General features: G+C 71.9%; 27 protein-coding genes. 13 read left to right on the top strand and 14 right to left on the bottom strand.

Annotated features, from left to right (window positions below; genetic code table 11):
* Nucleotides 1–181: 181 nt before the first annotated feature.
* Together LUM46_RS16830 and LUM46_RS16825 are read left to right on the top strand one after the other, a co-directional pair.
* A complete protein-coding gene (locus tag LUM46_RS16830) occupies nucleotides 182–583 on the top strand; it encodes a hypothetical protein (RefSeq protein WP_274995369.1) in 402 nt (133 codons plus the stop codon).
* A 96-nt stretch (nucleotides 584–679) separates the two neighbouring features.
* Entirely contained in the window at nucleotides 680–1246 is a 567-nt protein-coding gene (locus tag LUM46_RS16825) for an HDIG domain-containing metalloprotein (protein WP_274995367.1), read from the top strand.
* Here the strand turns inward: LUM46_RS16825 and LUM46_RS16820 are convergent.
* Nucleotides 1239–1748 (bottom strand): NUDIX hydrolase, encoded by a 510-nt coding sequence (locus LUM46_RS16820; RefSeq protein ID WP_274995365.1) that lies wholly within the window; start codon nucleotides 1746–1748, stop codon nucleotides 1239–1241. The genes LUM46_RS16825 and LUM46_RS16820 overlap by 8 nt on opposite strands.
* Complete coding sequence (locus tag LUM46_RS16815) at nucleotides 1712–2446, bottom strand: helix-turn-helix domain-containing protein (protein ID WP_274995364.1); 735 nt, start codon at nucleotides 2444–2446, stop codon at nucleotides 1712–1714. Before LUM46_RS16815 ends, LUM46_RS16820 begins: the two co-directional genes overlap by 37 nt.
* 166 nt (nucleotides 2447–2612) lie before the next feature.
* Here LUM46_RS16815 and LUM46_RS16810 point away from each other — a divergent pair, with 166 nt between their 5' ends.
* Nucleotides 2613–2900 carry a hypothetical protein gene (locus LUM46_RS16810; RefSeq protein ID WP_274995363.1) on the top strand — a complete coding sequence of 96 codons (288 nt, stop codon included), beginning with the start codon at nucleotides 2613–2615 and terminating at the stop codon, nucleotides 2898–2900.
* 105 nt (nucleotides 2901–3005) lie between these two features.
* Entirely contained in the window at nucleotides 3006–3899 is an 894-nt protein-coding gene (locus LUM46_RS16805; protein WP_274995362.1) for a PAC2 family protein, read from the top strand.
* Between the two features lie 87 nt (nucleotides 3900–3986).
* Here LUM46_RS16805 and LUM46_RS16800 read toward each other — a convergent pair whose 3' ends face one another.
* From LUM46_RS16800 to LUM46_RS16790, 3 genes are all read right to left on the bottom strand, one after another.
* Entirely contained in the window at nucleotides 3987–4202 is a 216-nt protein-coding gene (locus tag LUM46_RS16800; RefSeq protein WP_274995361.1) for a hypothetical protein, read from the bottom strand.
* A 122-nt stretch (nucleotides 4203–4324) separates the two neighbouring features.
* Nucleotides 4325–5635 carry a cysteine--1-D-myo-inosityl 2-amino-2-deoxy-alpha-D-glucopyranoside ligase gene (gene mshC / locus LUM46_RS16795; RefSeq protein WP_274995360.1) on the bottom strand — a complete coding sequence of 437 codons (1311 nt, stop codon included), beginning with the start codon at nucleotides 5633–5635 and terminating at the stop codon, nucleotides 4325–4327.
* A 63-nt stretch (nucleotides 5636–5698) separates the two neighbouring features.
* A complete protein-coding gene (locus LUM46_RS16790) occupies nucleotides 5699–6619 on the bottom strand; it encodes an undecaprenyl-diphosphate phosphatase (protein WP_274995359.1) in 921 nt (306 codons plus the stop codon).
* A 68-nt stretch (nucleotides 6620–6687) separates the two neighbouring features.
* Between LUM46_RS16790 and LUM46_RS16785 the strand changes: the two genes are divergently transcribed.
* Entirely contained in the window at nucleotides 6688–7662 is a 975-nt protein-coding gene (locus LUM46_RS16785; RefSeq protein ID WP_274995358.1) for an aldo/keto reductase, read from the top strand.
* 16 nt (nucleotides 7663–7678) lie between these two features.
* Here LUM46_RS16785 and LUM46_RS16780 read toward each other — a convergent pair whose 3' ends face one another.
* Nucleotides 7679–7996 carry a primosomal protein gene (locus LUM46_RS16780; RefSeq protein ID WP_274995357.1) on the bottom strand — a complete coding sequence of 106 codons (318 nt, stop codon included), beginning with the start codon at nucleotides 7994–7996 and terminating at the stop codon, nucleotides 7679–7681.
* A 185-nt stretch (nucleotides 7997–8181) separates the two neighbouring features.
* On the opposite strand from LUM46_RS16780, the gene LUM46_RS16775 reads away from it, so the two are divergent.
* The 3 genes from LUM46_RS16775 to LUM46_RS16765 all read left to right on the top strand — a co-directional run bounded on the left by LUM46_RS16775 (nucleotide 8182) and on the right by LUM46_RS16765 (nucleotide 10398).
* Nucleotides 8182–9231 carry a DUF418 domain-containing protein gene (locus LUM46_RS16775; RefSeq protein ID WP_274995356.1) on the top strand — a complete coding sequence of 350 codons (1050 nt, stop codon included), beginning with the start codon at nucleotides 8182–8184 and terminating at the stop codon, nucleotides 9229–9231.
* A gap of 106 nt (nucleotides 9232–9337) precedes the next feature.
* Nucleotides 9338–9553: a DUF5703 family protein gene (locus LUM46_RS16770; protein ID WP_274995355.1), complete on the top strand. Its 216-nt coding sequence runs from the start codon at nucleotides 9338–9340 to the stop codon at nucleotides 9551–9553.
* The gene (locus tag LUM46_RS16765) at nucleotides 9550–10398 is read left to right on the top strand and encodes a fructosamine kinase family protein (protein ID WP_274995354.1); all 849 of its coding nucleotides are present in this window, start codon (nucleotides 9550–9552) and stop codon (nucleotides 10396–10398) included. The genes LUM46_RS16770 and LUM46_RS16765 overlap by 4 nt, the downstream gene beginning before the upstream one ends.
* Nucleotides 10399–10405: 7 nt before the next feature.
* Here the strand turns inward: LUM46_RS16765 and LUM46_RS16760 are convergent, their stop codons facing one another.
* Nucleotides 10406–11755: a M20/M25/M40 family metallo-hydrolase gene (locus tag LUM46_RS16760; RefSeq protein WP_274995353.1), complete on the bottom strand. Its 1350-nt coding sequence runs from the start codon at nucleotides 11753–11755 to the stop codon at nucleotides 10406–10408.
* A gap of 97 nt (nucleotides 11756–11852) precedes the next feature.
* On the opposite strand from LUM46_RS16760, the gene LUM46_RS16755 reads away from it, so the two are divergent.
* Genes LUM46_RS16755 through LUM46_RS16745 form a run of 3 tightly spaced genes read left to right on the top strand, consistent with a single transcriptional unit; the run spans nucleotide 11853 to nucleotide 13182 of the window.
* The gene (locus tag LUM46_RS16755; RefSeq protein ID WP_274995352.1) at nucleotides 11853–12095 is read left to right on the top strand and encodes a hypothetical protein; all 243 of its coding nucleotides are present in this window, start codon (nucleotides 11853–11855) and stop codon (nucleotides 12093–12095) included.
* Nucleotides 12092–12967: a Fic family protein gene (locus LUM46_RS16750; RefSeq protein WP_274995351.1), complete on the top strand. Its 876-nt coding sequence runs from the start codon at nucleotides 12092–12094 to the stop codon at nucleotides 12965–12967. Before LUM46_RS16755 ends, LUM46_RS16750 begins: the two co-directional genes overlap by 4 nt.
* Nucleotides 12964–13182 carry a hypothetical protein gene (locus LUM46_RS16745; RefSeq protein ID WP_274995350.1) on the top strand — a complete coding sequence of 73 codons (219 nt, stop codon included), beginning with the start codon at nucleotides 12964–12966 and terminating at the stop codon, nucleotides 13180–13182. The genes LUM46_RS16750 and LUM46_RS16745 overlap by 4 nt, the downstream gene beginning before the upstream one ends.
* 168 nt (nucleotides 13183–13350) lie before the next feature.
* Here LUM46_RS16745 and LUM46_RS16740 read toward each other — a convergent pair whose 3' ends face one another.
* A complete protein-coding gene (locus tag LUM46_RS16740; protein ID WP_274995349.1) occupies nucleotides 13351–15465 on the bottom strand; it encodes a M3 family metallopeptidase in 2115 nt (704 codons plus the stop codon).
* A gap of 51 nt (nucleotides 15466–15516) precedes the next feature.
* Here LUM46_RS16740 and LUM46_RS16735 point away from each other — a divergent pair, with 51 nt between their 5' ends.
* On the top strand, nucleotides 15517–15966 hold the full coding sequence (locus LUM46_RS16735) for a DUF6314 family protein (protein WP_274995347.1): 450 nt from the start codon (nucleotides 15517–15519) through the stop codon (nucleotides 15964–15966).
* Nucleotides 15967–16042: 76 nt separating this feature from the next.
* Here LUM46_RS16735 and LUM46_RS16730 read toward each other — a convergent pair whose 3' ends face one another.
* The 6 genes from LUM46_RS16730 to LUM46_RS16705 form a co-directional block, all read right to left on the bottom strand.
* On the bottom strand, nucleotides 16043–17374 hold the full coding sequence (locus LUM46_RS16730; protein WP_274995346.1) for a ricin-type beta-trefoil lectin domain protein: 1332 nt from the start codon (nucleotides 17372–17374) through the stop codon (nucleotides 16043–16045).
* 148 nt (nucleotides 17375–17522) lie between these two features.
* Nucleotides 17523–19205 carry an ABC-F family ATP-binding cassette domain-containing protein gene (locus tag LUM46_RS16725; RefSeq protein WP_274995345.1) on the bottom strand — a complete coding sequence of 561 codons (1683 nt, stop codon included), beginning with the start codon at nucleotides 19203–19205 and terminating at the stop codon, nucleotides 17523–17525.
* A gap of 243 nt (nucleotides 19206–19448) precedes the next feature.
* Nucleotides 19449–19961 carry a DoxX family protein gene (locus tag LUM46_RS16720; RefSeq protein ID WP_274995344.1) on the bottom strand — a complete coding sequence of 171 codons (513 nt, stop codon included), beginning with the start codon at nucleotides 19959–19961 and terminating at the stop codon, nucleotides 19449–19451.
* 148 nt (nucleotides 19962–20109) lie between these two features.
* Nucleotides 20110–21051 carry an ABC transporter permease subunit gene (locus tag LUM46_RS16715; protein ID WP_274995343.1) on the bottom strand — a complete coding sequence of 314 codons (942 nt, stop codon included), beginning with the start codon at nucleotides 21049–21051 and terminating at the stop codon, nucleotides 20110–20112.
* On the bottom strand, nucleotides 21048–22061 hold the full coding sequence (locus LUM46_RS16710) for an ABC transporter ATP-binding protein (RefSeq protein ID WP_274995342.1): 1014 nt from the start codon (nucleotides 22059–22061) through the stop codon (nucleotides 21048–21050). The genes LUM46_RS16715 and LUM46_RS16710 overlap by 4 nt, the downstream gene beginning before the upstream one ends.
* Nucleotides 22058–23158, bottom strand: coding sequence for a LolA family protein (locus tag LUM46_RS16705; protein ID WP_274995341.1), 1101 nt, complete (start codon nucleotides 23156–23158; stop codon nucleotides 22058–22060). Before LUM46_RS16705 ends, LUM46_RS16710 begins: the two co-directional genes overlap by 4 nt.
* A gap of 145 nt (nucleotides 23159–23303) precedes the next feature.
* On the opposite strand from LUM46_RS16705, the gene LUM46_RS16700 reads away from it, so the two are divergent.
* Nucleotides 23304–23987, top strand: a complete 684-nt coding sequence (locus LUM46_RS16700) for a response regulator transcription factor (protein ID WP_274995340.1) — start codon at nucleotides 23304–23306, stop codon at nucleotides 23985–23987.
* Nucleotides 23988–23992: the final 5 nt, after the last annotated feature.

Genomic DNA, 23992 nt, shown 5'->3' with positions numbered 1-23992 from the left:
ATGGGCACGATGATCGCGCCCCGCCCATACCAGCGCAATACCCATGCGGCACCCCAGGTGCCGGCTCCACGAGGCAACTCACAGCCCCGCCGCGCGCACCAGGGCGTCCTGCGCGATGCTGGCCCACGATCGACGGCCATGGCCGGCGAGTCCCGGCAGCACCGACGAGGAGGAGCAGACCGTGTTCGGACCCGATTTCTTCGAGCGACTCTCGCAGCGGACGTACTACGACCTCGACGGCAACCCGATCACCCAGGACCAGTGGTCCGTGCTGCGCCTCGGGGCCGGCAGCGGCCACGTCGCCCACGACCAGATCGGCTTCTACCACGTGTCCACCGTCTGGACCGGGATCGACACCACGGCCCCGGCCCGCGACGACCACGGCCGCACCCCGCTGATCTACGAGACCATGGTGTTCGTCGAGCGGCTCGACCCGGACGGTGTCCTGTCCGAGGACGACAAGCTCGACTGCACCGAGGAGTACGCGGAGCTGCACGCCACGCGCGAGGACGCGCTGGCCGGCCACCACCGTGCGACGGCGATGGTCCGCAACTGGGTCGTCAACGGCCGGCCGGAGCTCTGACGACGGGGGTCCAGGATGCAGACCAGCACACGTCCCCCGACCACGTCCCTTGCCGCCCGACGCGCCGTGCACGGCCCGGCGCTCTACGGTGAACCGATGCACGGAACCATCCCGCGGGAGCTGGACCCCGCGGGCGCACAGGCGCTGCTGACCGAGCTCTTCGAGCCTGGCGCCGACCGTCTCGCGCACTCGATCGGCGTCGGCCGGCGGGCCGAGCACGTCGCGCGGGTCCTGGACTGCCCGGACCTGCTCGTCTCCGCCGCCTACCTCCACGACATCGGCTACGCCGCCGCGGCGCGCGACACCGGCCTGCACCAGCTCGACGGAGCGCGCTACCTCCGCGGGCTGGGGGCTCCGCCGGAGCTGACCGGCCTCGTCGCACACCACACGGAGGCAACCGTGGAGGCGGCGGAGCGAGGTCTGGACGGAGCGCTGCGGCGCGAGTTCCCCGAGCCGGCCACCGGGCTGCTGGACCTGCTCACGTACTGCGACATGACCACGTCGGCCCGCGGTGAGACCGTCACGGTGGACGAACGGTTCGAGCGGATCTACGACCGCTACCCGCCCGGCCACCTCGTGTCCCGCAGCATGCGCGACGCGGAGCCGCGGCTGCGCACGCTGGTGTCCGGGATCGAACGCCGGCTGGGGCTGCCGTTCAGGTGAGGAAGGGCTGCGTCCGCGTCGGATCCACCGCGTGCTCGATCCGCAGCCGCATCGAGGGGTGGATCGCCAGCTCGCCGAGCCGGTCGACCTGCTGCCACACGACCTCGCTGGACTCCACCGAGGTCCGGGCCGCTCCCCCGGTGACCGTGCCGCGCATGCAGATGGAGAACTGGGCACGGACCTCGCCGTCCGAGTACTCGATCACGTGCCGGGGATCGGTGTAGATCCCGACCAGGCCCGTGATCCGCACGCGGTACCCGGTCTCCTCCTCGGTCTCCCGGACGCCCGCCTCACGGACGGTCTCGCCGGGGTCGATACCTCCGCCCGGCAGGGCCCAGAGGTCGTTGTCGGTGCGGTGGATCAGCAGCAGCCGTCCGACGTCGTCCCGCACCGCCACCGTGACCGAGGGGACCACGGAGTTCACGGGCGGCGCGGTCGGGTCGTCGAAGTAGTCGAACCGCACGGTCAGGCCACCCTGCCCGAGTCCTCCGTCCGAGGCCATGCCTCCAAAGGTTTGGCGGCGGCCCAGACCCGCTCGAACCCTGCCTGGTACGCGGGCGCCATCGACGCCTCCGGTCCGTCCTTCAGGTGCAGCAGCGGGTTGGCGCCCGCGGGCGAGCCCCACACGTGGGTGTTGACGAGCAGGTCGTCGTCGAACCGGAACGTCGTGGCGTACAGGGTGCGGTCGTGCAGCCGCACCTCGACGCCCGGGGTGCCCAGTGCGGGCGCGAGGTAGGCCAGCACCAGCGCGATCCGTCCGGCGAGACCCGTGCCGCCCTCCTCCTCCGTGCGCACCGCCACGGCCTCGCCGTCCGGGTCGCCGAGCAGCAGGCGCACCTGCACCCCGCGCGCCGCCATGGTGACGATCTCCGTGGTCAGGTCAAGGGTCTGGTCGGGCAGGAACGTCGCCGCGAAGGCGTGCAGCTCGAACCGCTGCTCCACGCCGGCGAGGAAGGCGCGCCAGGTCCCCGACGGCACCGCACGGCGCGCCGGGTACACCCCGACGATCTCCTGCGCCGCCGCCTCGGCCCGGTCGACGTCGCCCCACAGCGCCGCGACGTCGCAGCCCAGAGCCTCGGACACCGCCACGCGGTGGCGCGGGTGCGGTGTGCGGCCCTGGGCCACCCACCGCTCCACGGTCTTCGGGTCCACACCGACGGCAGCCGCGAGCCGCACCTGGCTCAGGCCGGCCTGGCTCATCGCTGCGACCAGTCTTTGGTTCCTCACGTGTTACCCCCCAGGGACGTATCTATCACCGAAACGTCCCGACCGCTGCCGATGGCACGTCCCATGCTCTCGGCGCACAGTGGTGTCAGCCAGTCGTCAGATGTCCGCCCCCTGCCCGACCCATGCTCCGGAGAGTCTCGTGAATCCCATTGCGACGCAGTCGGTCACCGAACGTCTCGGCGATGTGATCGATCTGCTGCGGCACGTCCGTGCGGACTGGATCGAGGTGCTCACCGTCACGCCCGAGCGCGTCTGCCTGCAGCCCTGGCACCTGGACGACGGCGAGAGCATCGCCCGCGCGCTGGGTCTCGACCACGCCATCGACCAGCGCATGATGAATCCTGGCTACACGCTGTGGACGGGCACCTGGCGTGGCGTCGAGGTGCAGGTCCGCGGGGCGCTGCGCGCCGGCGTCCCGGTGTTCTGACCTGGCCGTCCGCGCCGACGCGGGCAGCCGACCGCCAATTCGCCCGTCCGCGAACGCGGCCGTGCCCCTGGTCACGCCGAGCGCCCCACACCCTAGGCTGGGGGGATGACCGACGCGCACCACGAGCAGCCGGAGCAGGCCTCGCCTCGCCAGACCGTGCTCCTCGCTGCCTTCGAAGGTTGGAACGACGCGGGAAGTGCCGCCACGTCGGCCCTCACGCACCTGGCCGAGGTGTGGGGTGCCGAGAAGGTGACAGAGCTCGACCCTGAGGAGTTCCACGACTTCCAGGTCAACCGGCCGTACATCTCGTTGGACGACGACGGCAAACGGTCCATCACCTGGCCCACGACCTCCGTGTCGGTGGCCCAGGTGGGCGAGCGCAAGGTCGTGCTGGTGCACGGCGTCGAGCCGTCCATGCGCTGGCGCAAGTACTGCGAGGACCTGCTGCAGGTGGCCGACGACCTGGGCGTGCGGACCGTGATCACGCTCGGCGCGCTCCTGGCCGACGTACCGCACACGCGGCCCATCCCGATGACCGCGACGTCCGACAGCGTGGGCCTGCAGGCGGTGCTCGACATCGAGGCCAACACCTATCAGGGGCCCACCGGGATCGTGGGGGTGCTGCAGCACGAGGCCGCGCAGCGCGACCTGCAGTCGGTCAGCCTGTGGGCGGCGGTGCCGCACTACGTCGCCAACCCGCCGTCCCCCAAGGCGACGCTCGCCATCCTCACGCGCGTCGAGGAGATACTCGGCGAGTCGGTCCCCATGGGCGAGCTGCCGGACGACGCCGCCGCCTGGCAGCACGGCGTGGACGAGCTGGCCTCCGAGGACTCGGAGATCTCCGAGTACGTGGCGCAGCTCGAGGAGGCGAAGGACACCGCCGAGCTCCCGGAGGCCTCGGGCGACGCGATCGCGCGGGAGTTCGAGCGCTACCTGCGCCGGCGGGACACCGGTGGCAAGGACAGCGGCGGCAAGGACACCGGCCCCGAGAAGCTCTGACCGGACGGCGGACCGCAGCAAAGACGCCTGAGCCCACGGGGCTCAGGCCTCTTCTGTTCGGCGTCTATTCGGCGTCGGCGGTCGGGTTCACGCGCTGTTCGAGATGGGTTCGATCCGCACTCCGGCGTCCGGACCGTGAAATCCCACCCACGTCTCAAGACACCGTGCGGCGTCCTCGACGCGGTCGTAGACCGGTGTATATCCCGGTCCGTTGCGCACCACGCGATAGCGCGTGCTGCACCGGGGCGTCGTCGTGACGGTGACCCGGGTCTCACCCGTGAAGTCTTCCTCGTACTCCGTCATGCTCCCCATCCTGCCCCGGGTTAAATGCAAACGGAAGCAGGGGTCAAAACTAACCTGGTCGGCGCATGGCGTGGTGCTGGCCTACCTGACCCAAAGCGGACCCCTACGGGACCTTCAGGAGGTCAGAGACGCACTCCGAGCAGGGCGTTTACCGTACGGGACATGACCCCGGGAGCGCCCTCCTCGTCCGCGGACGTGTCCCGTGCGGGGTCGAGGGACAGGTCCGCCCAGGCATCGACGGCCGCCAGTGCGGCCGGCGCGTCGAGGTCGTTCGCGAGCGCCGCACGGACCGTCGCGAGGGTCGCGTCGGCGGACGGACCGCCGTTTCCCGAGACCGCGTCGCGCCACCGGACGAGGCGTGCCTCGCCCTCGGGCATCGAGGCCTCGTCCCACTCCCACTCGGTGCGGTAGTGGTGGGCCAGCAGTGCCAGGCGGATCGCCATCGGGTCGTGGCCGGCCTCGCGCAGGCGCGACACCAGGACGAGGTTGCCGAGCGACTTGCTCATCTTCTCGCCCTCGTAGCCGACCAGGCCCGCGTGCACGTGCGTGCGGGCGGCGGCGGGCTCGGCGCCCTCGGCGCCCGGACACAGCACCCGCAGGTGCGAGGTCGACATCTCGTGGTGCGGGAACAGCAGGTCGGACCCGCCGCCCTGCACGTCGAACGGCTCCCCCGCCGCCAGGTCGAGCCCGTCCCGGGCGATCACCGCGCACTCGATGTGCCAGCCCGGGCGTCCCGTGCCCAACGGGCCTCCGTCCCAGGCCGGCTCGCCGGGCCGCTCCCGGCGCCACAGCAGCGGGTCGAGCGGGTCCTTCTTGCCCGTACGGTCGGGGTCGCCCCCACGCTCGGCGAAGTAGGCCAGCGACTGTTCCCGGTCCAGGCGTGCGACGGTCCCGAAGCGCGGGTCGGCGGTGAGGTCCGCGTAGACGTCGCCCAGCTCCGGCGTCGCACCTCCGGCGCCCGGCTCCAGCGGGACGCGGTACGCGGCCCCGGACTCGACCATGGCGGCCACCGCCCGCGCGACGTCGGGCACCGACTCGACGGCCCCCGTCCACGTCTGCGGCGGGATGACGCCGAGCGCCGTCATGTCCTCGCGGAACAGGGCGGTCTGGGACGCGGCCAGCTCGCGCCAGTCGACGCCGGTGGCCTCGGCGCGCTCCAGCAGCGGGTCGTCGACGTCGGTCACGTTCGAGGTGTAGATGACGTCCTTGCCCGCGTCCCGCCAGGCGCGCACCAGCAGGTCGAACGCGACGTACGTGTTCGCGTGCCCGATGTGCGTGGCGTCGTACGGCGTGATGCCGCACGCGTACAGCCGCGCCCGCAGGCCCGGCGCCGCCTCGACGAGCTCACCGGTCGACGAGTCGTGGACCCGCACCGGGTCGGAGGCGGGGAAGCCGGGAAGCTCCGGGACTTGGGGTGTGGGCCAGGCGTGCACGCGACCAACGATAACCGCCGCCCAGGACGCTCCCGGACCACGTCAGGGCGCTGAGAGTGTGTTCTACACGACGCCGCCGGTCGCGTCGATGGTGCCCGACATGAGCAGCCACACGACGGCGCCCGCGAGCGCGAACCGGTAGAACACGAACGGCTTGTAGGAGTAGTTCCCGACGATCTTGAGGAACCCGATGATGACCGCGTACCCGACACCGAACGCGATGATCGTGGCGATGATCGTGGCACCCCAGCCGGGCGCCCCCTCGGGGATCGGCTCGCCCATGGTCTTGAACAGCTGGTAGAAGCCCGAGCCGAGCACCGCGGGCAGCGCGAGCAGGAACGAGTAGTCCGCCGCCGCCTTCCGAGTGAAGCCCATGGTCAGGCCGGCGGTGATCGTGCCGCCGGAGCGGGACACCCCCGGGACCAGTGCGAGCGCCTGGGCCAGGCCGAAGCCGAGGGCGCTGGGTCCGGTGAGCGACGTCAGCTCGCGCTCCTGGCGGCCGAAGACGTCGGCCAGGAGCAGCAGGAGCCCGAAGAACGCCAGCGTGAAGACGGTGAGCCAGAGGTTGCGGAACGTGGACTCGATCTGGTCCTCGAACAGGAGCCCGAGCACCACGATCGGGATCGAGCCGAAGATGATGTACCAGCCCATCGCGGCGTCGTGGTCGGCCCCGGAGCCGGGGCGGCCGTGCCGCAGGTCCACCGAGCCGGACCGTGGCCCGAGTCCGGCGCGGGCGCGCCAGCCGCTGCCGTTCGCGCCCGAGAGCGCCCTGAACCAGGCGACGAGAATCGCGCCGATCTTCTTGCGGTAGTAGATGATCACTGCGATCTCGGTACCGATCTGGGTGATCGCGGTGAAAGCCGCACCGGGGTCGCCCGAACCGAGCAGCTCACCGACGATCCGCAGGTGCGCCGACGACGAGATCGGCAGGAACTCGGTCAGACCCTGTACGAGGCCCAGAAGGATCGCTTCCCACGCAGTCACGGGCGGTGACACTACCCCACGGCGCGCCTCCGGACGCACCCGCTGCGGCCGCGGGTAACCTGCCGCACATGGAACGACGCCGCGTAGGCAGGTCTGGCCTACGGGTCTCCGAACTCGGGCTCGGGACCATGACATGGGGCCGCGACACCGACGAGATCGACGCGGCCGAGCAGGTACGGGACTTCCTCGACGCAGGGGGAACCCTGATCGACACCGCGGCCAGCTACGCCGACGGCGACGCCGAGCGCGTCATCGGCACCCTGCTGTCCGGCAAGATCGAGCGCCACGAGCTCGTGCTCGCCACCAAGGCGGGCATCCGCTCGGAGTCGAGGCCGGACGGCGGCTCGGGGCGCGTGGTGGACGCCTCCCGAGGCGCGCTGCTCGACAGCCTCGACGAGTCGCTGCGGCGCATGGGGACCGACCACGTCGACCTGTTCCTCGTGGCCTGCCCCGACCCGCACACGTCCCTCGAGGAGACCTGCAACGCGCTGCGCATCGCGGTCACCACGGGGCGCGCCCGGTACGTCGGGCTGAGCAACCACCCCGGCTGGGCGACCGCACGCATGGCGACGCTGCTCGAGCCCGACGTCGGCCTGGCCGCCGTCGAGCTGGAGTATTCCCTGCTGCAGCGCGGCGTGGAGCGCGACGTGCTGCCCGCCGCCGACGCCCTCGGTGCGGGGCTGCTCGCCTGGTCACCGCTCGGGCGCGGGGTGCTCACGGGCAAGTACCGGCGCGCCATCCCGGCGGACTCCCGGGCTGCCGGAGCGCTCGCGGGATTCGTCCAGCCGTACCTGGAGGGTTCGGCGTCCGCCGTCGTGGAGGCGGTGGCCACCGCTGCCGAAGGGCTCGGCCGCACCGCAGGGGAGGTCGCCATCGCGTGGCTCCTGGAGCGCGAGGGCATCGCGTCGGCGATCGTGGGCGCGCGGACGCCCGCGCAGCTTCGTTCCTCGCTGGAGGCCGCGAGCCTCGAGCTGCCCTACGAGGTGCATGCCGCCCTCGACGACGTCTCCGCGCCCGAGATCGGCTACCCCGAACGCTGGTGACCGTGACCGTGCCTGGTCAGCGCTGCTGCGCAGGCTGCGGCTCGTCCTCCTCGATGACCTCTTCCGCGTCCTCCAGGTCGTCGTCGAAGTCGATGTCCTCGAGGTCGTCGTCCTCGTCGTCATCGTCGTCGATCTCGTCGGCCAGGTAGAACGGCGTCACCTCGCCGAACACCGTGGCCAGGGACTCCTCGTACACCTCGTAGGCGTCGGCGAGCACGTCGTACGCGTCGTCGACGGCGGGGTCGTCGTCACTCCGGCGAGTGGCGACCGCGTGATGATGGGCCTCGAGTGCGGCAACGAGGCGATCGAGCGCGGCACGCGGTTCAACGGTCATGCCCTGACTGTAGCGCCAGGTCCTGGCGAGCGGGATCGCAAATCCTGATCGTTACGGCGGAGATACCGGGGTATCGTCGCGCCGGCCCGGAACGTGGTGCACGGGGTTTACCCTCATCCCTGACCAGGCAACATGGTCCCGTGGGGGGACGACGAGCCCGGAGCGGGATTGCTTGGATGGCTGACATGAGCACTGCTGCCGCCTCCACGACGCCTCGCCTGACCGCGGCCCGACCGCGCTGGGCGTTCCTCGACTCGCTGCGGGGGTTCGCCGTCCTCGGCATCCTGCTGGTCAACGCCATCGATATCACCCAGCTGGGAATGGCACGGCTGATGGACGGCGGGGGCCGCGTCCCCGACCCGGTGCTCGACGCGCTCTACCTCACCGTCCAGACACGCTTCGTACCGATCTTCATCGTCCTGTTCGGCATGAGCCTCTGGATGGTGCTCGACAGCGCACGCGCCCGCTCACCACGTCCGTGGCTGGTGATGGTGCGCCGCATGGTCGGCCTGGCCGTCATCGGCGGGCTGCTGATGTTCGCCTACCCGGGCAACATCCTCCTGGAGTACGGCGTCGTCGGCCTGCTGATGCTGCCCGCCGTCCTGCTGGCCCCTCGCGGGGTGACCCTCGGGGGCGGCGCTGTGCTCACCGTCGTCGCGTACGTGGTGTTCGGCGGCGGGCTGCCGTCCGTCCCCGGCCTCGTGCTCCTCGGCGCGGGCGCGGCGGCCTTCGGCCTGCCCCGGGCGCTGGAGTCCTCCGGCAGGGCCGTGGCGATCGTGTTCGCCGCCTCGGCCGTGCTGACCGTCCCCGCCCTGCTGTGGCAGCTGACCACCCCGGGCGACCCGCGGTTCTCGACGCCGGGCGCGGCCGCCGGTCTCGTCATGGCAGTGCTGTACACGACCGGGCTGGCGCTCCTGTGGCGCACACGTGCCCGGACGGTCATCGCCGCAGCCTTCGAACCACTGGGCCGGATGGCCCTCAGCAACTACGTCGGGGCGGCGATCGTCATGGCGCTCGCCGCGTCAGTGGTGGACTTCGGCCACATGACCACCGTGACGCCGGTGCTGACCCTGTCGCTCGCGCTGATCGTGGCGCAGTCGCTGCTGAGCCGGCTCTGGCTGAAGCACTTCCGCTACGGCCCGGTCGAGTGGCTGTGGCGCACCGCGACCTGGCTCCGGCCGGTGGCGCTGCGGCGCGACGCGCGGTCGACTGCGACCCCGGTCACTGTGCCTTGACCGTCCCGTGGGTCACAATGGGCGGAACGAAGTGTGTTGGTGCCGCAGCTCGGCGATGAAACCGGCATAAACTGACCTCACCCGCGACCCGAGGACGGTGCATCAGATGGCGAGAGACGGCTCCGTGTTCCGCAAGCACAGTCAGTACGAGTACCGCGTCATGACGTTCGATCCCGACACCACTGTGCCGGACGCCCGCCGGCTGCTCACCGAAGAGGCCGAGTACGGCCGCTGGGAGCTGGCGAGGACCCGTCTCTACATCGGCGGTCGACGCAAGGTCTGGCTCCGCCGCAAGGTCATCAGGGTCTCGTCCACCCTGTGACGGCCGCTCCCTCGTCCGGCGTGTTCCGCAAGGCCCGTGCGGACGCGCCGGACGGTTTCTTCGCCCGCGAGGCAGCCGGCCTGGACTGGCTGCGGGTCCCGGGCGGGCCGCGGGTCGTCGGGGTGTCCGACGTCGGGCCCGGCCATCTCGACCTGGAACGGCTCTCCCCCGTGGCGCCCACCGCGGCCGCCGCACGAACCTTCGGCGCCGCGCTGGCCGTGCTGCACGACGCCGGGGCGGACGCCTTCGGTGCGGGCCCTGGCCCGGCCTGGGGCTGGTCCGGCACCGCCGACGGCTGGTTCGGTCCGCTGGACGACCCGCTGCCGATGCCCGGCGGCGCCTGGCGGTCCTGGCCGGACTTCTACGCCGAGGCGCGCCTGCTCCCGCTGCTCGACCAGGGCCGGGCCCGTGGGGTCCTCGGCGACGCCGACGCCCGGCTGGTCGACGCCGTCTGCACGTCGCTACCGCGCCTGGCGGGCCCGGCCGCGGACGACGAGCCCGCACGCCTGCACGGTGACCTCTGGTCCGGCAACGTGCTGTGGGCCGACGGCGGCCGGGCGGCGGACTCCGGCCAGAGTCCACCGCCGGGCGCCGTCGAGGCGGTCCTCATCGACCCCGCCGCGCACGGCGGGCACCGCGAGACCGACCTGGCGATGCTCGCGCTGTTCGGCGCGCCCCACCTGACCGAGATCCTTGCGGGGTACCAGGAGGTCCACCCGCTCGCCCGCGGCTGGCAGCACCGCGTGCGGCTGCACCAGCTCTACCCGCTCGCGGTGCACGCGGTCCTCTTCGGCGGCTCCTACGTGTCCGAGACGCGGTCGCTCCTGGCCGAGCTGGCGGCGTAGCCCGCGTTCAGCAGGTCGCCAGCAGACGGTCGAGCACGCGCGTCCCGAACTTCAGCGCCTCGGTCGGCACGCGCTCGTCCACGCCGTGGAACATGCCCGCGAAGTCGAGGTCGTTCGTCAGCTGCAGCGGCGCGAAGCCGTAGCCGGTGATCCCGAGCCGGTGCAGCGACTTGTTGTCCGTGCCGCCCGACAGCGTGTACGGCAGCACCTTCGCCCCCGGGTCCTCCGCGTCGATCGCCGCGACCATGGCGTCGACGAGGGAGCCGCTGAACGGCACCTCGAGCGCCGTGTCCTGGTGGATCGTCTCGATCCGCACCGCGTCGCCGGCGAGCTCGCGCAGCTTCGCCATGCCCGCTTCCTCGTGCCCCGGCAGGAGCCGCACGTCCAGCGTCGCCTCCGCACGGCCCGGGATCACGTTCGCCTTGTAGCCGGCCTGCAGCTGGGTGGGGTTCGACGTGTTGCGCACCGTGGCACCCACGAACTTCGCGACCGGGCCGAGGGCAGCGATCAGGTCGTCGACCGTCGCCGGGTCCGAGTAGTCCACCGGGAGCCCGGTGAGGTCCCCGACACCGCGTAGCAGGGCGTCCACCGTCGGCGTGATCGTGTACGGCCAGGCGTGCTGCCCGATCCGTGCGACGGCGGCGGCCAGCTCCGTCACCGCGTTCTCCTCGTTGACCTGCGAGCCGTGGCCGGCCCGGCCGTCCGCGACGAGGCGCAGCCAGGCGAGCCCCTTCTCCGCCGTCTGCAACAGGTAGGCGCGCTTGCCGCCCAGCTCGACGGAGTAGCCGCCCACCTCGGAGACCGCCTCGGTGGCGCCCTCGAACAGCTCGGGCCGGTGGTCCACGGCCCACCGCGCCCCGTACACACCGCCTGCCTCCTCGTCGGCGAAGAACGCGACCACGACGTCGCGCGCCGGCTTGCGGCCCTCGCGCACCATCTGCCGCACGACCGCCAGGATCATGGCGTCCATGTCCTTCATGTCGACGGCGCCGCGGCCCCACAGCAGGCCGTCGGTCTCCTCGCCGCCGAACGGGTCGACCGTCCAGTCGTCCGTGGCCGCCGGCACGACGTCGAGGTGGCCGTGCAGGACGAGGGCGGGCCGGCTGCGGTCCTCCCCCGCCAGGCGCACGACGACGGACGCGCGCCCGGGAAGGGACTCGAACAGCTCGGGCTCCAGCCCGACCTCGTGCAGCAGCTCCATGACGTACTCGGCCGCGGCGCGCTCACCCGGGCCCTCGTTGTTCCCGTAGTTCGACGTGTCGATGCGGATCAGCTCCTGGCAGATCCGGATGACCTCGTCGGCGGCGGTGGGCGTGGGCACGGGCGTGGGCACGGCGGCCGGAACGGTGTCAGTCACGGGGTCCACCGTACCGAGCCCGTGCGTCACGCCCGCCCGGAGGAAAGCGTGCATCATCGCCGCGTATGATGGGGGATACAGCGATGGGAGACGTGGCGTGGCAAAGAAGAAGACCACCAAGTACCGCGTGTTGAACGCCAAAGAAGCAGACCAGACGATCAGGGCTGCCGAGGGTGTGCTCGCTGCGGCAGGGCATTACCCCCGAGGCGCCGAGGTGCGCGAGGACACCCGTCGGGCTCTGAAGGGCGAGATCACCTTCGACGAGGCCGCCTCACGGATCGCAGCGCGCTCCGCAAAGCGTGTCGCTAAGCGGGCGTCCGAGCGAGAATCCGCCAGTTGAGCCCACGGTTCCGTGCTTGGGAGGACTACCACTACCCGGGCACCAGCGTCCTACTGAACAAAGCTGGACACCTGGACGCTGAGGATCTACGCGAGTTTGAGGAAGAGTATGCGCTGCTGCGAGTATCCCAAGCGCTCGGCACCGAACCGATAGCGGGACACCTCGACCGAGCCCATATGTGCGCGATCCACCGGCATATCTTCGGCGACGTGTACGCCTGGGCTGGGGAGGAGCGCACCGCTCCGTCGCTCCCGCAGAAGATGACCAAGAAGGGCCCCACGCCACAGGAGATACGCGACGGTAGGTACGACGCGGAGGCCAGTCATCCTTACTTGTACTTCCCAGCCGGGGAGGCAATGACCGATCACTTCGACCAGTCGATCCGCACCCTCCATAGGATCTCCGGGCTACGGGAGTTGACCGGCAGCCAGTTTGCCTCCGCCATCGCCGAGCCGTGGGGCGAGATCAACGTCGCGCACCTGTTTCGCGAGGGCAACACCCGTACTCAAGTCGTGTTCTTCACCTACTTCGCCCAGGCGCACGGGCACACGCTGGACTCGGGGCGGTTCAGCCAGGATCCCGGCTTCCGACTCAAGTTCAACGCGGGACGATTCATGGTTCAAGCGACCCTGGACGCAACCTTGCTCGCGGAGACGCTGGCTGAGGTCATCGACGTGGATCCGTCGGTCGACGGCGGTAGTGAATCCGTGGAGCCGACGACTGATGTCACCGTGTACTACCAGCCGCACTACGTCTCATTGGGCGGAGTGTGCGGTGCTCCGACTGCCATCGGCAAGCGATGCCAGCGCCGTGGGCGCTGCCCGCACCACGGGACGGGGATTGAGACGAACGAAGCGAGGCCGACGTCATGAAGACAGGTACCGTCGGGGAACTTGCCACCGTCGCAGCCAAGCACGAACGTGAAGTGAGGCGGATCCGCGAGCAGATGGAACAGGCGATCGGCGTACGCAATGACGCAGTTCGCGGCATGCGTGAGGCTGGCGCATCGTACGGTGACATCGCAAGGGCGCTAGGACTCACCCGCGCCGGGGCGGTCGGCATCTGTCGCAAGATCGGTGTCGAGTAGTCGCTGGGACGGAGGCTCCTTGGCCTTGCCGTTGCGTTGGACATGGGTTACGGACCGATCGATTCCGCCGGCTGTAGCAGGGCGCCCTCCCCGGGGCCTTGGCCAGCCCGATCCAAGGTCACTTGCGCAAAACGCCGCAAGCCTAGATCTGGGCGGGCAGGGCAGTCTTCAGCCGGCCAGGCCACGGCGCTCGAGCAGCGGCGCGATCTCCGGTGCCCGTCCCCGCAGGTCCTCGAACGACGCCAGCGGGTCCTGCGACCCACCGCGCGCGAGCAGCCTGCGACGGAACGCCTCGCCGTTCTCCCGCGTCAGCCCGCCGTTCTCGGCGTACCACTCGACGGTGTCCGCGTCGAGCACCTCGGACCAGATGTAGGAGTAGTAGCCGGCCGAGTACCCGCCGCCGAAGACGTGGTTGAAGTAGGTGGTGCGGTACCGCGGGGGCACCGCGTCGAGGTCGACGCCGGCCGCGGCGAGCGCCGCCGCCTCGAAGGGCAGCACGTCCTCCACCGACGTCGGCACCTGCGACGGCGTCAGCTGGTGCCACGCCTGGTCCAGCAGCGCGGCGGCGAGGTACTCCGTCGTCGCGAAACCCTCGCCCCAGGCGCGGGACGCGAGCATGGTCTCGACCCACTCGGCGGGCATCGGCTCGCCGGTGGCGTGGTGCACCGCGAAGGACCGCAGGATCTCCGGTTCCCAGGACCACATCTCGTTGACCTGCGAGGGGTACTCGACGAAGTCGCGCGGCACGGACGTGCCGGACTGCGACGGGTAGCGCACGTCGCTGAGCAGCCCGTGCAGCGCGTGCCCGAACTCGTGGAAGAGCGTCGTGACCTCGTCCCAGACGAGCAGGGTGGGCTCGCCGGCGGGCGGCTTGACGATGTTGAGGTTGTTGACGACCACCGGCTTCTGGTCGAGCAGGTGGCTCTGGGACACGAGGCTGTTCATCCAGGCTCCGCCGCGCTTGGACTCGCGGGTGTACCAGTCGGCGAGGAACAGCCCCAGGCCGGTGTCCGGCTCGCCCGGCTCGGGCGCGTCGAACACCTCGAAGACGCGCACGTCCGGGTGGTAGCCGGGCAGGTCGTGCCGCTCGGTGAAGGAGAGCCCGAAGAGCAGGTTCGCGGCCTTGAGCACGCCGTCGTGCACCACCCGCTCGAGCTCGAGGTAGGGGCGCAGGGCGGCGTCGTCCAGGTTGAACCGCTCCTTGCGCACGGCCTCGCTGAGGTACGACCAGTCGGCGGCCGGCACGCTGCCCGGCGCCTCACCGCTGGACGCCCCGCTCACCTTCGCGAGCTCGCTCGCCTCGCGCCGCGCGTTGGCGACGGCGGCGGGCGCGAGCCGGGCGAGCATCTCGTTGACGGCGGCCGTGGTGCCCGCCGTCGCGTCCGCCGCGATGTACGCGGCGTGGTGCTCGTAGCCGAGCAGCTGCGCGTGCTCGGCCCGCAGCCGGGCCAGCTCCAGCAGCACGTCGCGCGTGTCGGTCGCGCCGCCCGTGGCGCCGCGTGCCATGGAAGCCTCCTGGACGCGTGCCCGGAGGCCGGCGTCCGCCAGGGACGCCAGCACGTTCTGGTGCGTGAAGAGCTGCATCTCCAGGAGCCAGCCGTCCTGCCCGCGGGTCGCTGCGGCGGCGCGTGCACCGGCCTTGGCGTCCGCGGACAGCCCGGCGAGCTCCGCCTCGTCGGTCACGAGCACGCTGGCCTCGTTGGCGCCCGCGAGAAGCCTGCGCCCGAAGCTCGCCTGCAGGGACGTGATACGGGAGTTGAGCTCGCGCAGCCGCTCCTGGCCGGTCTCGGACAGCTCGATGCCGGACCGCTTGAACTGCGTCAGGAGCTTCTCGAGCAGGTACGCGGTGTCGGGTTCCAGAGCGAGGGTGCCGGCCGCGGCGGCGTCGGCCAGGGACTTCACGCGCGCGGAGAGGCGCGCGTCCATCAGGACGGCGTCCTGGTGGGCGGCGAGCTGCGGTGCGAGCCGCTCCTGGATGTCCTCCAGGCCGGGCGTCGAGTCCGCGGGCAGCAGGCTGTAGAACGCCGTGACCGCGCGGTCGAGCAGCCGCCCCGCCCGTTCGAGCGCCTCCAGGGTGTTCTCGACGGTCGCCGGCTCCGGGTTGGTCACGATCGCCTCGACCTCCGCGCGGTGGACGGCCATGCCCTCGACGACTGCCGGCTCGTAGTGCTCCTCGCGGATCGCCGTGAAGTCGGGCAGCCCGTACGGGAGCGTCGACGGGGTGGCGAAGGGGTTGGCCGGGTCCAGCTCCGCGGAGCGGGTGGTCTGATCGTTCGAGGTCATGGGGACATCCTTCCCCACACCGTCCCCATACCGTCGCCGTATGATCGGTCCGTGGATCCGCTCCGCCTCGTCGGCACCTGGGACTTCCGGCGGGAGGTCCAGGACCACCGCGACGGCTCCGTGTACACCGCGCGGGGCGAGGCCACGTTCCGCGCCGAGGACGACGGCCGGATCCGGTGGACCGAGAACGGCACCCTCACCTGGCCCGCCGGGTCCACGCCGGTGACCCGCACGCTGTTCCTGGTCCGGGAGGAGCCGGGCGGCCTCGGCTCGCCGTCCGGCTGGCGGGTCACGTTCGAGGACGGCCGCGACTTCCACCCGTGGACAGCCGGCGCCGTCGAGCACCTGTGCGGCCGCGACCTCTACCAGGGCGGCATGGCCCTCCCGCCCGGCCCGCCCCGGTCGTGGGAGCTGTCCTGGCGCGTCCGGGGCCCGGAGAAGGACTACACGATGCGTACCCGGTACTCCCGCCCTTTCGAGGTCGAGGTTGCTCCGCTCTGAAACGCTTCAGAGCGGAGCAACCTCGACCTCGAAAAGGGTCAGCAGGTCAGCCCAGCTCCTGCCGTAGTGCCGCGCGTCAGAATCCCGCCGTGATGCGGGTGAACTCGAACCCGGGCTGGTCCCGGTTGACGGACCAGAACGCGAGCCGCGTGAGCCCGTTGCTCCGCGCGTAGTCGCGGATCTGCGTCCAGGCGGCCGTGGTGGTGACCTCACCCTGGTCGGAGCTGCCGTTCATGCCGGAGATGCCCATGTGGGCGTACGCCTGGGCATCCGTCCAGCCGTTGGCCGCCTTGAGCTGGTCCTTCAGGCCCTCGGACGCATTGACCGTGTCCTGTGCGATGTTCGATGAGCCGAAGTTGAACGGCATGATCGTGTAGTTGTCGATCGGCACCCCGAGCTCGGCGGCCCGGTTGATGAGGCGGGTCCCCGCACCGGTGGGGCCGCTGTGGCCGGTGCCGATCGTGACGGCGATCCGCACGTTCGGGTTGTTCTGCTTGACGATGATCAGCCCTCGCAGGATGCGGTCCTGGACCGTGTAGTTCTCGAACTCGTCGGAGTTCTCGATGTCGAAGTCGACGACGTCCGGCTGGTGGGCGTTGATGACCTGCTGCACGGCACCCGCGTACGCGGCGGGCGTCGAGCAGCTGGGGCCGAGCTTGTTGCCGGACCAGCCGCCGAACGAGATCTGTACCTGTCCCCCGGCCGCCTTGATCGCGTTGATGGTCTGCTGGTCGACGCCACCGGTCAGCGGACGGCTGCCGTCCCACGCGGGGTTGCAGCCGCCGGACGACAGGATGAAGGCCATAGTGAACGCGCGGATGCCCGTCTGGCTCATGACCGACGTGGCGCTCGGCGGGTTGCCCCAGCCCAGGTACAGGTAGGGCGCGCCCGGCATCTTCGCCGGGTTGTCCGGGTTGCCGCCGCCGGACGGGAGCGTCCAGCGCTGGTTCGCTGCCCCGGCCGTGCAGTCCCACAGCTGCAGGGGCGTGCCGTCGGCCGAGCTCGGCCCCGTCGCGTCGAGGCACGTGCCGAGTGCCCGGAGCGTGCCGTCCGCACCGGCGGTCCAGCGCTGCGCGGCGGTGCCGTTGCAGTCCCAGAGCTGCACGCGGGTGCCGTTGGCGGAGCTGCCGCCCGCCGCGTCGAGGCACTTGCCCAGGGCGCGGACGGTGCCGTCGCTCCGCACGTCCCAGCTCTGGGCGTTCGTGCCGTTGCAGCCGTAGAGCTGCACCTGCGTACCGTTCGCGGTGTTCGCCGCGGCGACGTCGACGCACTTGCCGCCGTATCCGGTGATGGTTCCCGTCGCGGCACGGGCGGGCAGGGCGCCGCCGCCCACCGCCAACGCGGTGACGAGAGCCATGGACAGGACCGCGAGGCCACTGAACGCACGGCGCCGTAGACGTGCTTGCATGGTCGTCCTCCCTCAACTTTCAGGCTTGTCAGTGAGGAGACCGTACGGCCCGCCGAGGGACCGCCACATCAGGGCTTCCCCGTACACCGACCACGGGGGGCCAAACCACGGGGGCCAGAGCCGCCGCGGCTCGGCACGCCGCCGTCGGTCATGAGGAGCGCCGCGCCTCCGTCAGGTTCCCCTCCGCGTCCAGCCGGATCTCCGCGTCCAGGCCCAGCCGGTCCAGGAACGCCGTGTCGTGACTCACCACCAGCAGCGCACCCCGGTACGCCGACAGCGCGGCGACGAGCTGGTCGGTGCTCGCGATGTCGAGGTTGTTCGTCGGCTCGTCCAGCACCAGCAGCTGCGCCGGCGGGTCGGCCAGCAGCAGCCTGGCCAGCGCCACCCGGAACCGCTCGCCGCCCGACAGCGTCGCGACCGGCCGGTCCACCGCGGCGCCCCGCACCAGGAACCGCGCCAGCCGGTTGCGCAGCTCCCCTGGCGGCACGTGCGGCGCACCCGCCCGCACGGCCTCCAGCACCGGGGAGTCGTCCGGCAGCACGTCCACCCGCTGCGGCAGGTACGCGACGCGATCGGTCAGCAGCTCCCCCGACGCCCCACCCCGTTGAGTGCTGGCTATCTGTCGAGCGGAATCGGTTTCGTCGCGCACATACCCAGCACTCAACGGGGAGGTGGGGTGGGGGGCGGACAGGAGGCGTTCCAGCAGGGTCGTCTTGCCGACGCCGTTCGGGCCCGTCAGTGCGATCCTCTCCGGACCCTGGAGCACGATCTCCCGGCCGTCCGCCCCACGCAGCACCGCCAGCCGCCGCCCGGCGGGCACCCCCGGGTCCGGCAGGTCCACGGAGATCCGGTCGTCGTCCCGCACCGCACGCTCCGCCTGGTCGACCGCCGCCCGCGCGGCCCCGACCTTGTCGTCCAGCATCCCGCGCCGCGCCCCCGCCGACTTCTCCGCGCTGTTGCGGCGGTCGTTGATCACCGCCTTGACGTACTTGCTGTTCGCAGCGTCCTTGCGGCCCTTGCGCTCGCTGTGCGCGATCCGTTCCTCGGCCTCGATCCGCTGCCGCTTCTCCCGGCGCAGCGTCTGCTCCGCCGAGCGCAAGGCCTGCGCGGCAGCCTCCTGCTGCACCTCGAGCCACTCCCGGTACTGCGAGTACGGGCCACCGAACGTGGTCAACGAGCCCCCGCGCAGCTCCGCCGTCTCGTCCATCAGCTCCAGCAGCGCCAGGTCGTGCGAGACGACGACGAGCGCGCCCCGCCAGCCCCGCACCAGCTCGTAGAGGCGCTCGCGGGCATCGCCGTCGAGGTTGTTGGTCGGCTCGTCGAGCAGGGCGACCGAGGCACTGCCGCTCGACTGACGCAGCCGGACGCCGGTGATCGCGGTCAGCACCGTCTCGCCGCCGGACAGCGTCGCGACCGAGCGGTCGAGCCCGGTGGGCAGGCCGGTGGCGGAGAGCAGGGCCACCGCGCGCTCCTCGACGTCCCAGTCGTCGCCGACGACGTCGAAGTGCCCGGGGTCGACGTCTCCCGACTCGATGGCGCGCAGCGCACGCACGACCGGCGAGATGCCGAGCAGGTCAGCGACCGTGGCATCGACGTCGAGGGTGATCCGTTGCGGCAGGTAGTCCGCGGTCCCGCTCAGCGTGACCTTGCCCGACGTCGGCGTGAGCAGGCCGGCGACCAGGCGCAGCAGGGTCGACTTGCCCGCGCCGTTGAGGCCGGTCAGGCCGGTGCGGCCGCGGCCGAACGCGCCGGAGACGTGGTCGAGCGCGACGGCGCCGTCGGGCCAGGCGAAAGTGACGTCGTGCAGCACGACGGAAGGGTTGGACAACATGGAAGGACTCCCGGGTGGTGGCTGATGCCGACGCCGGGGTGCCGCGGTGGAGGGTGCGGCAGGGCAGACGTCAGCGCGAGGTGGTCTCGTACCGGGAGATGTCTGTCATCACAGTCCTTCGGGTAGCTCCCTCACACGCGCGGCACACCCGCAGGAGCGAGAACCAGCCTGACACGGACCCTTTCCGGGGCGCAACGTGATTCACGGCTCCGTCGCCATGGCTCACGGCGCGCCCCGGCAGGATCACCGTCCGGTCAGGACGGCGCCACGGATCCGCTCGCTGCGCAGGAACAGCGCGGCCCAGAGCGCGACGGCGTACAGGACCGGCGTGAGCGTGTGCGACGCCGAGTCCTCCAGCCGGATGTGCGCGGCCACGGCGCCGCCCAGGTAGGCGGTCAGGAGCAGCCCGCCGAGGAACGCCGTCCACGGCACGAGGTAGAGGACCACCGCCACGCCCTGCAGCACCCCGATCAGGAAGACGGCGGAGGCCGGGTAGCCGATGGCCTCGAACATGCCGACGGACCGCTCGGACACGGTGAGCTGGCCGTACGCGCCCTGCGCGAGGTTCGCCGCGACCGCCAGCGTGACGATCCAGCCGAGCACCGGAGCGGCCCGACCCGCGAGCGCCCACCAGCCGCGGCGGCTGGTGGTGGGCGCCTGCTCGGTGTCTCGTGCCGGGGGCGCGGCGTCCTGTGCGGCAGTGCGTGGTGCGGAGGGTCTGACGGCCTCGGTGGGGCCTGGAGCATCGATGGTCATGTCGTGGTCTCCGTCTCGTGCGACGTCAGCGGCGCGGTCACAGGAAACGTAGGACGTGGCATCACCGCAGGACACGGCGCTAAACGATTAGGGAGGCGAACTCGCGCGGGCGGTCGCGCGGGGCCGTCGGCCCCGCGCGACGGCCGGCTCACCCGGCCTTGGTCGTGATGCGGGCGTAGGCCAGCGACATGCCGATCACGAGGTAGCACCCGGCCCGGAACGCACCCTCGGCCAGGCCGTCGAACGACACCGGGTCACGGATCAGGTCGACCAGGCTGGTCAGCGACGACGGCAGCAGGAAGGGGTGCAGCCAGTCCAGCGCGGAGATCTGCATCAGCACGACGGAGACGATGAGCCCACCGAGCACACTCACCACGACCACCATCGGGTGCTCCGTGAACGCCGAGATCGCCAGCGCCACCGCACCGACCGCCATCAGGTAGAGCGTCGCCCAGGCGACGGCGAGGCCCAGCCGCCCCAGCACGTCGGCCATCGACAGCTCGGTGCCGGACATCGACACCAGCCCGTCGGTCCCCGTGAGGACCAGCCCCGTCACCATCCCCGACGTGACGACCAGCCCGGACGCGACCAGCGCGACGACGAGCACGCCGGCCGCCTTGACCAGCAGCAGCCGGCCACGGGACACGGGAGCGAGCAGCCAGCCGCGCAGCGTGCCGTGGGACTGCTCGCCGGCGAGCGCGTCACCGCTCGCCATCGCCACCGTGAGCGGCAGCAGGAGCATCAGCAGCGTCATGAGCGAGCCGAGCGGCAGCACGAAGGCACTCGCGGCCATGGTCACGAAGATCGGCGGGCCGCCGTCGGACGCACCCGGACCGGCCCCCGGTGGCCCCGTGTCGACCGGAGCACCGCCGCCGTCGAGCGTCAGGTCGACGGCCACCCCGGTGATCACCGGGAGTGCGGCGAGCAGGGCCAGCACGGCCAGCGTCCGCGGACGCCGGAAGATCCACCGCACCTCGGCCCGCAGGAGGCGCCCGAGCGGAGCGCGCCGGCGGGCGGGCAGCTCTGCGGGTACGCCGGGGCCGGGGGCGGTTGCCGGACCGCGGGTGGCGGCCGGGTGCGGAGTGGTCATCGCACTGCCTCCGGCTCCTCGGTGTCCAGCTCGCCGACCAGGTCGCCGACGTCGTGCGTGAGCCGCGCGAAGGCCTCCTCCAGGCCGGTGCGCTCCCGCCGGGCCTCGTCCACGCGCGCTCCGGCACGGACCAGCGTCTCGATGACCGCCGCCGGCGCGGTCGTCGTGAGGTCCACGCGGATGCCGTCCGGTGCGAGCCGCGCGGGGATCCGATGGTCGCGCAGGGTCTCCACGGCGGTGGGTCCGTCGGGCGTGGACACGAGCAGCGTGGGACTGCCGGACTCCAGCAGGTCGTCCAGCGCGCCCTGGGCCACCACGACACCCTCGTTCAGCACCACCACGTGGGTGCAGGTCGCCTCGACCTCCGCCAGGAGGTGGGACGACACGAGCACCGTGACGCCGCGGTCGTGCAGCTCGGCGATGATCCGGCGGACCTCCTGCGTGCCGGCCGGGTCGAGGCCGTTCGTCGGCTCGTCCAGCACGACGAGCCGACGCGGCGCGAGCAGCGCCGACGCGAGCCCCAGCCGCTGCTTCATGCCGAGCGAGTACGCGCGGTACTTCTTCCGGGCGGCGCCCGCGAGACCCACCCGCTCCAGCGCCGCGGACACGGCGCCGTCCAGCTCCCCGCCGGCCAGCAGCGGCTCAGCGGCGGCGAACCGCAGCAGGTTGTCCCGGCCGGACAGGAACGGGTGGAAGCCCGGACCCTCCACCAGCGCCCCGACGTGCGGGAGCACCTGCTCGGCGGCCTCCGGCACGGGGACGCCCAGCAGCTCGATCTCGCCCTCCGTCGGCTGCACGAGGCCGAGCAGCATCCGGATGGTCGTGGTCTTGCCCGAGCCGTTCGGCCCGAGCATCCCGACCACCGCGCCCTCCGGCACCTCCAGGTCCACACCGTCCACGGCGACGGTGCCGCGGTAGACCTTGCGCAGCGCTCTGGTGCGAGCCGCCAGGGCGGTACCGGAGCCGTTCCCGGCCTCCGGCACCGCCCCTTCGGCGCGCGCTGTGGTCACTGGCGGTCCGCGTCGTCGGCGTCGAGGGCGTCGACGAGCACCTGCCGCGGTACCGCACCCGCCGCGATCCGGCCGTCCTCGGTGACGACGGCGCCCCCGACGGCGGTCCGGACGTACGTCCCGGAACCGAACTCGCCGGTCACCGGCGTACCGATCTGCTGCAGGATCCCGTCGAGGTCCTGGCCGCGCGCACCGGCGTCCGCGCCGGAGCCCTCGCCGGAGCCACCGGCCGGCGCCTCCCCGATGACCACGGTGTCCCAGCCGGTGCCCACTGTCGTCGCACGCTGTCCGACGTCGCCCGCGTCCTCGGCGTCCTCGAGCGCACGCACCGCGTCGTCCGCCTCGGTGGTCTCGACCGTCGCGCCGTCCGGCGGCGTGAACTCGAACAGGTCCGCGTCCTGCGCACCGAGCTCGAGCTCGACGAAGCCGAGCGACAGGACAGGGTCGGACGTGCCGTTGGCGAACACGTCGAAGCGCAGCGGGACCCGCGTCTCCTCGTCGATCGCCACGGTGATCTCCCGCAGTAGCGTCTTCTCCGACGGCTTCGGCGTCAGCACCAGCTCGTAGGCGGCACGGCCGGCGACGCTCGCCGTGCCGTCCACGGAGATGTCGCTCGTCGGGCGGAGCTGCTCGATCATCTCGGCCGCCGCCTGCGACGGGTCCGCCATCTCTGCCTCGGCGTGCCCCCGCGCCGCCGCCTTGTCGTCCTCGTCCCACGTGAGGGCCGTGGCGGTGCGCTCCTGGGAGTCGTAGGCCCACGCCTCGTCCGCGTTCTTGACGAACGTCAGCTCGGACGCCTGCCGCTCGACCTGGACCCGGGCGCTCTCCTCGCCGTCGTGGAACACCCGCACCGTCTCGAAGTCGAGCGCCTCCCCGCCGGGCACGGCGGGCAGCCCGAGCTCGTTCTGCAGCTCGGCCACGCCGGCGAAGGCCGGCGCGCGGGCAGCCAGCGTCGAGGCGACCAGCTCCTCCGCACCGACCGCGGGCAGCTCCGGGTCGTCGTCCGCCCCGGCGGGCAGCGAGCTCAGCGCCAGGCCGGCCAGCCCGACCGTGATCCCTGACCCCGCGGCGACCAGTGCCTTCGTCCTCGGCCCCATGTCCAGCTCCTTCGCTCTTCGACCAGTGTGCTCCACCGGCTCGTGCGCCGACACCGTCAACGATGCCCCCTGTCGGCTGAGACCTTCCTCAGGCAGCCGTCCCAGGATGCTCCAGGAGGGCGCCGCGTACGGCATGCTGGCAGGCATGAGGCCGCAGATACTCGTGGTCGACGACGAGCCAGGCGTGCGCAAGGCCCTCGACCGCGGGCTGCGCGCCGAGGGCATGGACGTGACGGTCGCCGCCGACGGACCGTCAGCCCTGCGCCTGGCGCGCACCGGGTCGTTCGACGCGATACTCCTCGACATCATGATCCCCGGCCTGTCCGGGTACCGCGTGCTCGAGGAGCTACGCGCCGACGGGATCGCAACCCCGGTGCTGCTCGTGTCGGCGAAGGACGGCGAGGTGGACCAGGCCGACGGCCTCGACCTCGGCGCCGACGGCTACGTGGTCAAGCCCTTCTCGTTCGTGGTGCTGCTCGCCCAGCTGCGCGCCACCCTGCGCCGCGCGGCCGCGTCGACGGCCCGGGACCGCATCCGGCTCGGGCCGCTGACCATGGACCGGGAGGCACGCACGGCGCGGTACGACGACGTCGACGTCCCCCTGAGCCCGCGCGAGTACGCGCTGCTCGAGGCGCTCGCCGTGCGGGCCGGGACCGTGCGCACGAAGGACGAGCTGCTGCACGAGGTGTGGGGCGACGAGTGGGCGGCGACCAGGAACGTCGTGGAGGTGTACATCGGCTACCTGCGTCGCAAGCTCTCCGCCGTAGGTGGCGGCGACCTGGTGCGGACCGTGCGGGGCCGCGGGTACCAGCTCGGGGACCCCCGCTAGTGCGC

Source organism: Promicromonospora iranensis (assembly GCF_028994805.1).
Lineage (GTDB): Bacteria > Actinomycetota > Actinomycetes > Actinomycetales > Cellulomonadaceae > Promicromonospora > Promicromonospora iranensis.
The sequence above is the reverse complement of the archived record's forward strand: the minus strand, read 5'-3'. Positions and strand labels throughout refer to the sequence as shown.

Coding starts and splice junctions, on each gene's coding strand:
- LUM46_RS16825 (WP_274995367.1), top strand. CDS start 680: ATGCACGGAACCATCCCGCGGGAGCTGGACCCCGCGGGCGCACAGGCG.
- LUM46_RS16820 (WP_274995365.1), bottom strand. CDS start 1,748: ATGGCCTCGGACGGAGGACTCGGGCAGGGTGGCCTGACCGTGCGGTTC.
- LUM46_RS16815 (WP_274995364.1), bottom strand. CDS start 2,446: ATGAGCCAGGCCGGCCTGAGCCAGGTGCGGCTCGCGGCTGCCGTCGGT.
- LUM46_RS16805 (WP_274995362.1), top strand. CDS start 3,006: ATGACCGACGCGCACCACGAGCAGCCGGAGCAGGCCTCGCCTCGCCAG.
- LUM46_RS16800 (WP_274995361.1), bottom strand. CDS start 4,202: ATGACGGAGTACGAGGAAGACTTCACGGGTGAGACCCGGGTCACCGTC.
- LUM46_RS16785 (WP_274995358.1), top strand. CDS start 6,688: ATGGAACGACGCCGCGTAGGCAGGTCTGGCCTACGGGTCTCCGAACTC.
- LUM46_RS16780 (WP_274995357.1), bottom strand. CDS start 7,996: ATGACCGTTGAACCGCGTGCCGCGCTCGATCGCCTCGTTGCCGCACTC.
- LUM46_RS16775 (WP_274995356.1), top strand. CDS start 8,182: ATGAGCACTGCTGCCGCCTCCACGACGCCTCGCCTGACCGCGGCCCGA.
- LUM46_RS16770 (WP_274995355.1), top strand. CDS start 9,338: ATGGCGAGAGACGGCTCCGTGTTCCGCAAGCACAGTCAGTACGAGTAC.
- LUM46_RS16745 (WP_274995350.1), top strand. CDS start 12,964: ATGAAGACAGGTACCGTCGGGGAACTTGCCACCGTCGCAGCCAAGCAC.
- LUM46_RS16740 (WP_274995349.1), bottom strand. CDS start 15,465: ATGACCTCGAACGATCAGACCACCCGCTCCGCGGAGCTGGACCCGGCC.
- LUM46_RS16730 (WP_274995346.1), bottom strand. CDS start 17,374: ATGCAAGCACGTCTACGGCGCCGTGCGTTCAGTGGCCTCGCGGTCCTG.
- LUM46_RS16725 (WP_274995345.1), bottom strand. CDS start 19,205: ATGTTGTCCAACCCTTCCGTCGTGCTGCACGACGTCACTTTCGCCTGG.
- LUM46_RS16720 (WP_274995344.1), bottom strand. CDS start 19,961: ATGACCATCGATGCTCCAGGCCCCACCGAGGCCGTCAGACCCTCCGCA.
- LUM46_RS16715 (WP_274995343.1), bottom strand. CDS start 21,051: ATGACCACTCCGCACCCGGCCGCCACCCGCGGTCCGGCAACCGCCCCC.
- LUM46_RS16705 (WP_274995341.1), bottom strand. CDS start 23,158: ATGGGGCCGAGGACGAAGGCACTGGTCGCCGCGGGGTCAGGGATCACG.
- LUM46_RS16700 (WP_274995340.1), top strand. CDS start 23,304: ATGAGGCCGCAGATACTCGTGGTCGACGACGAGCCAGGCGTGCGCAAG.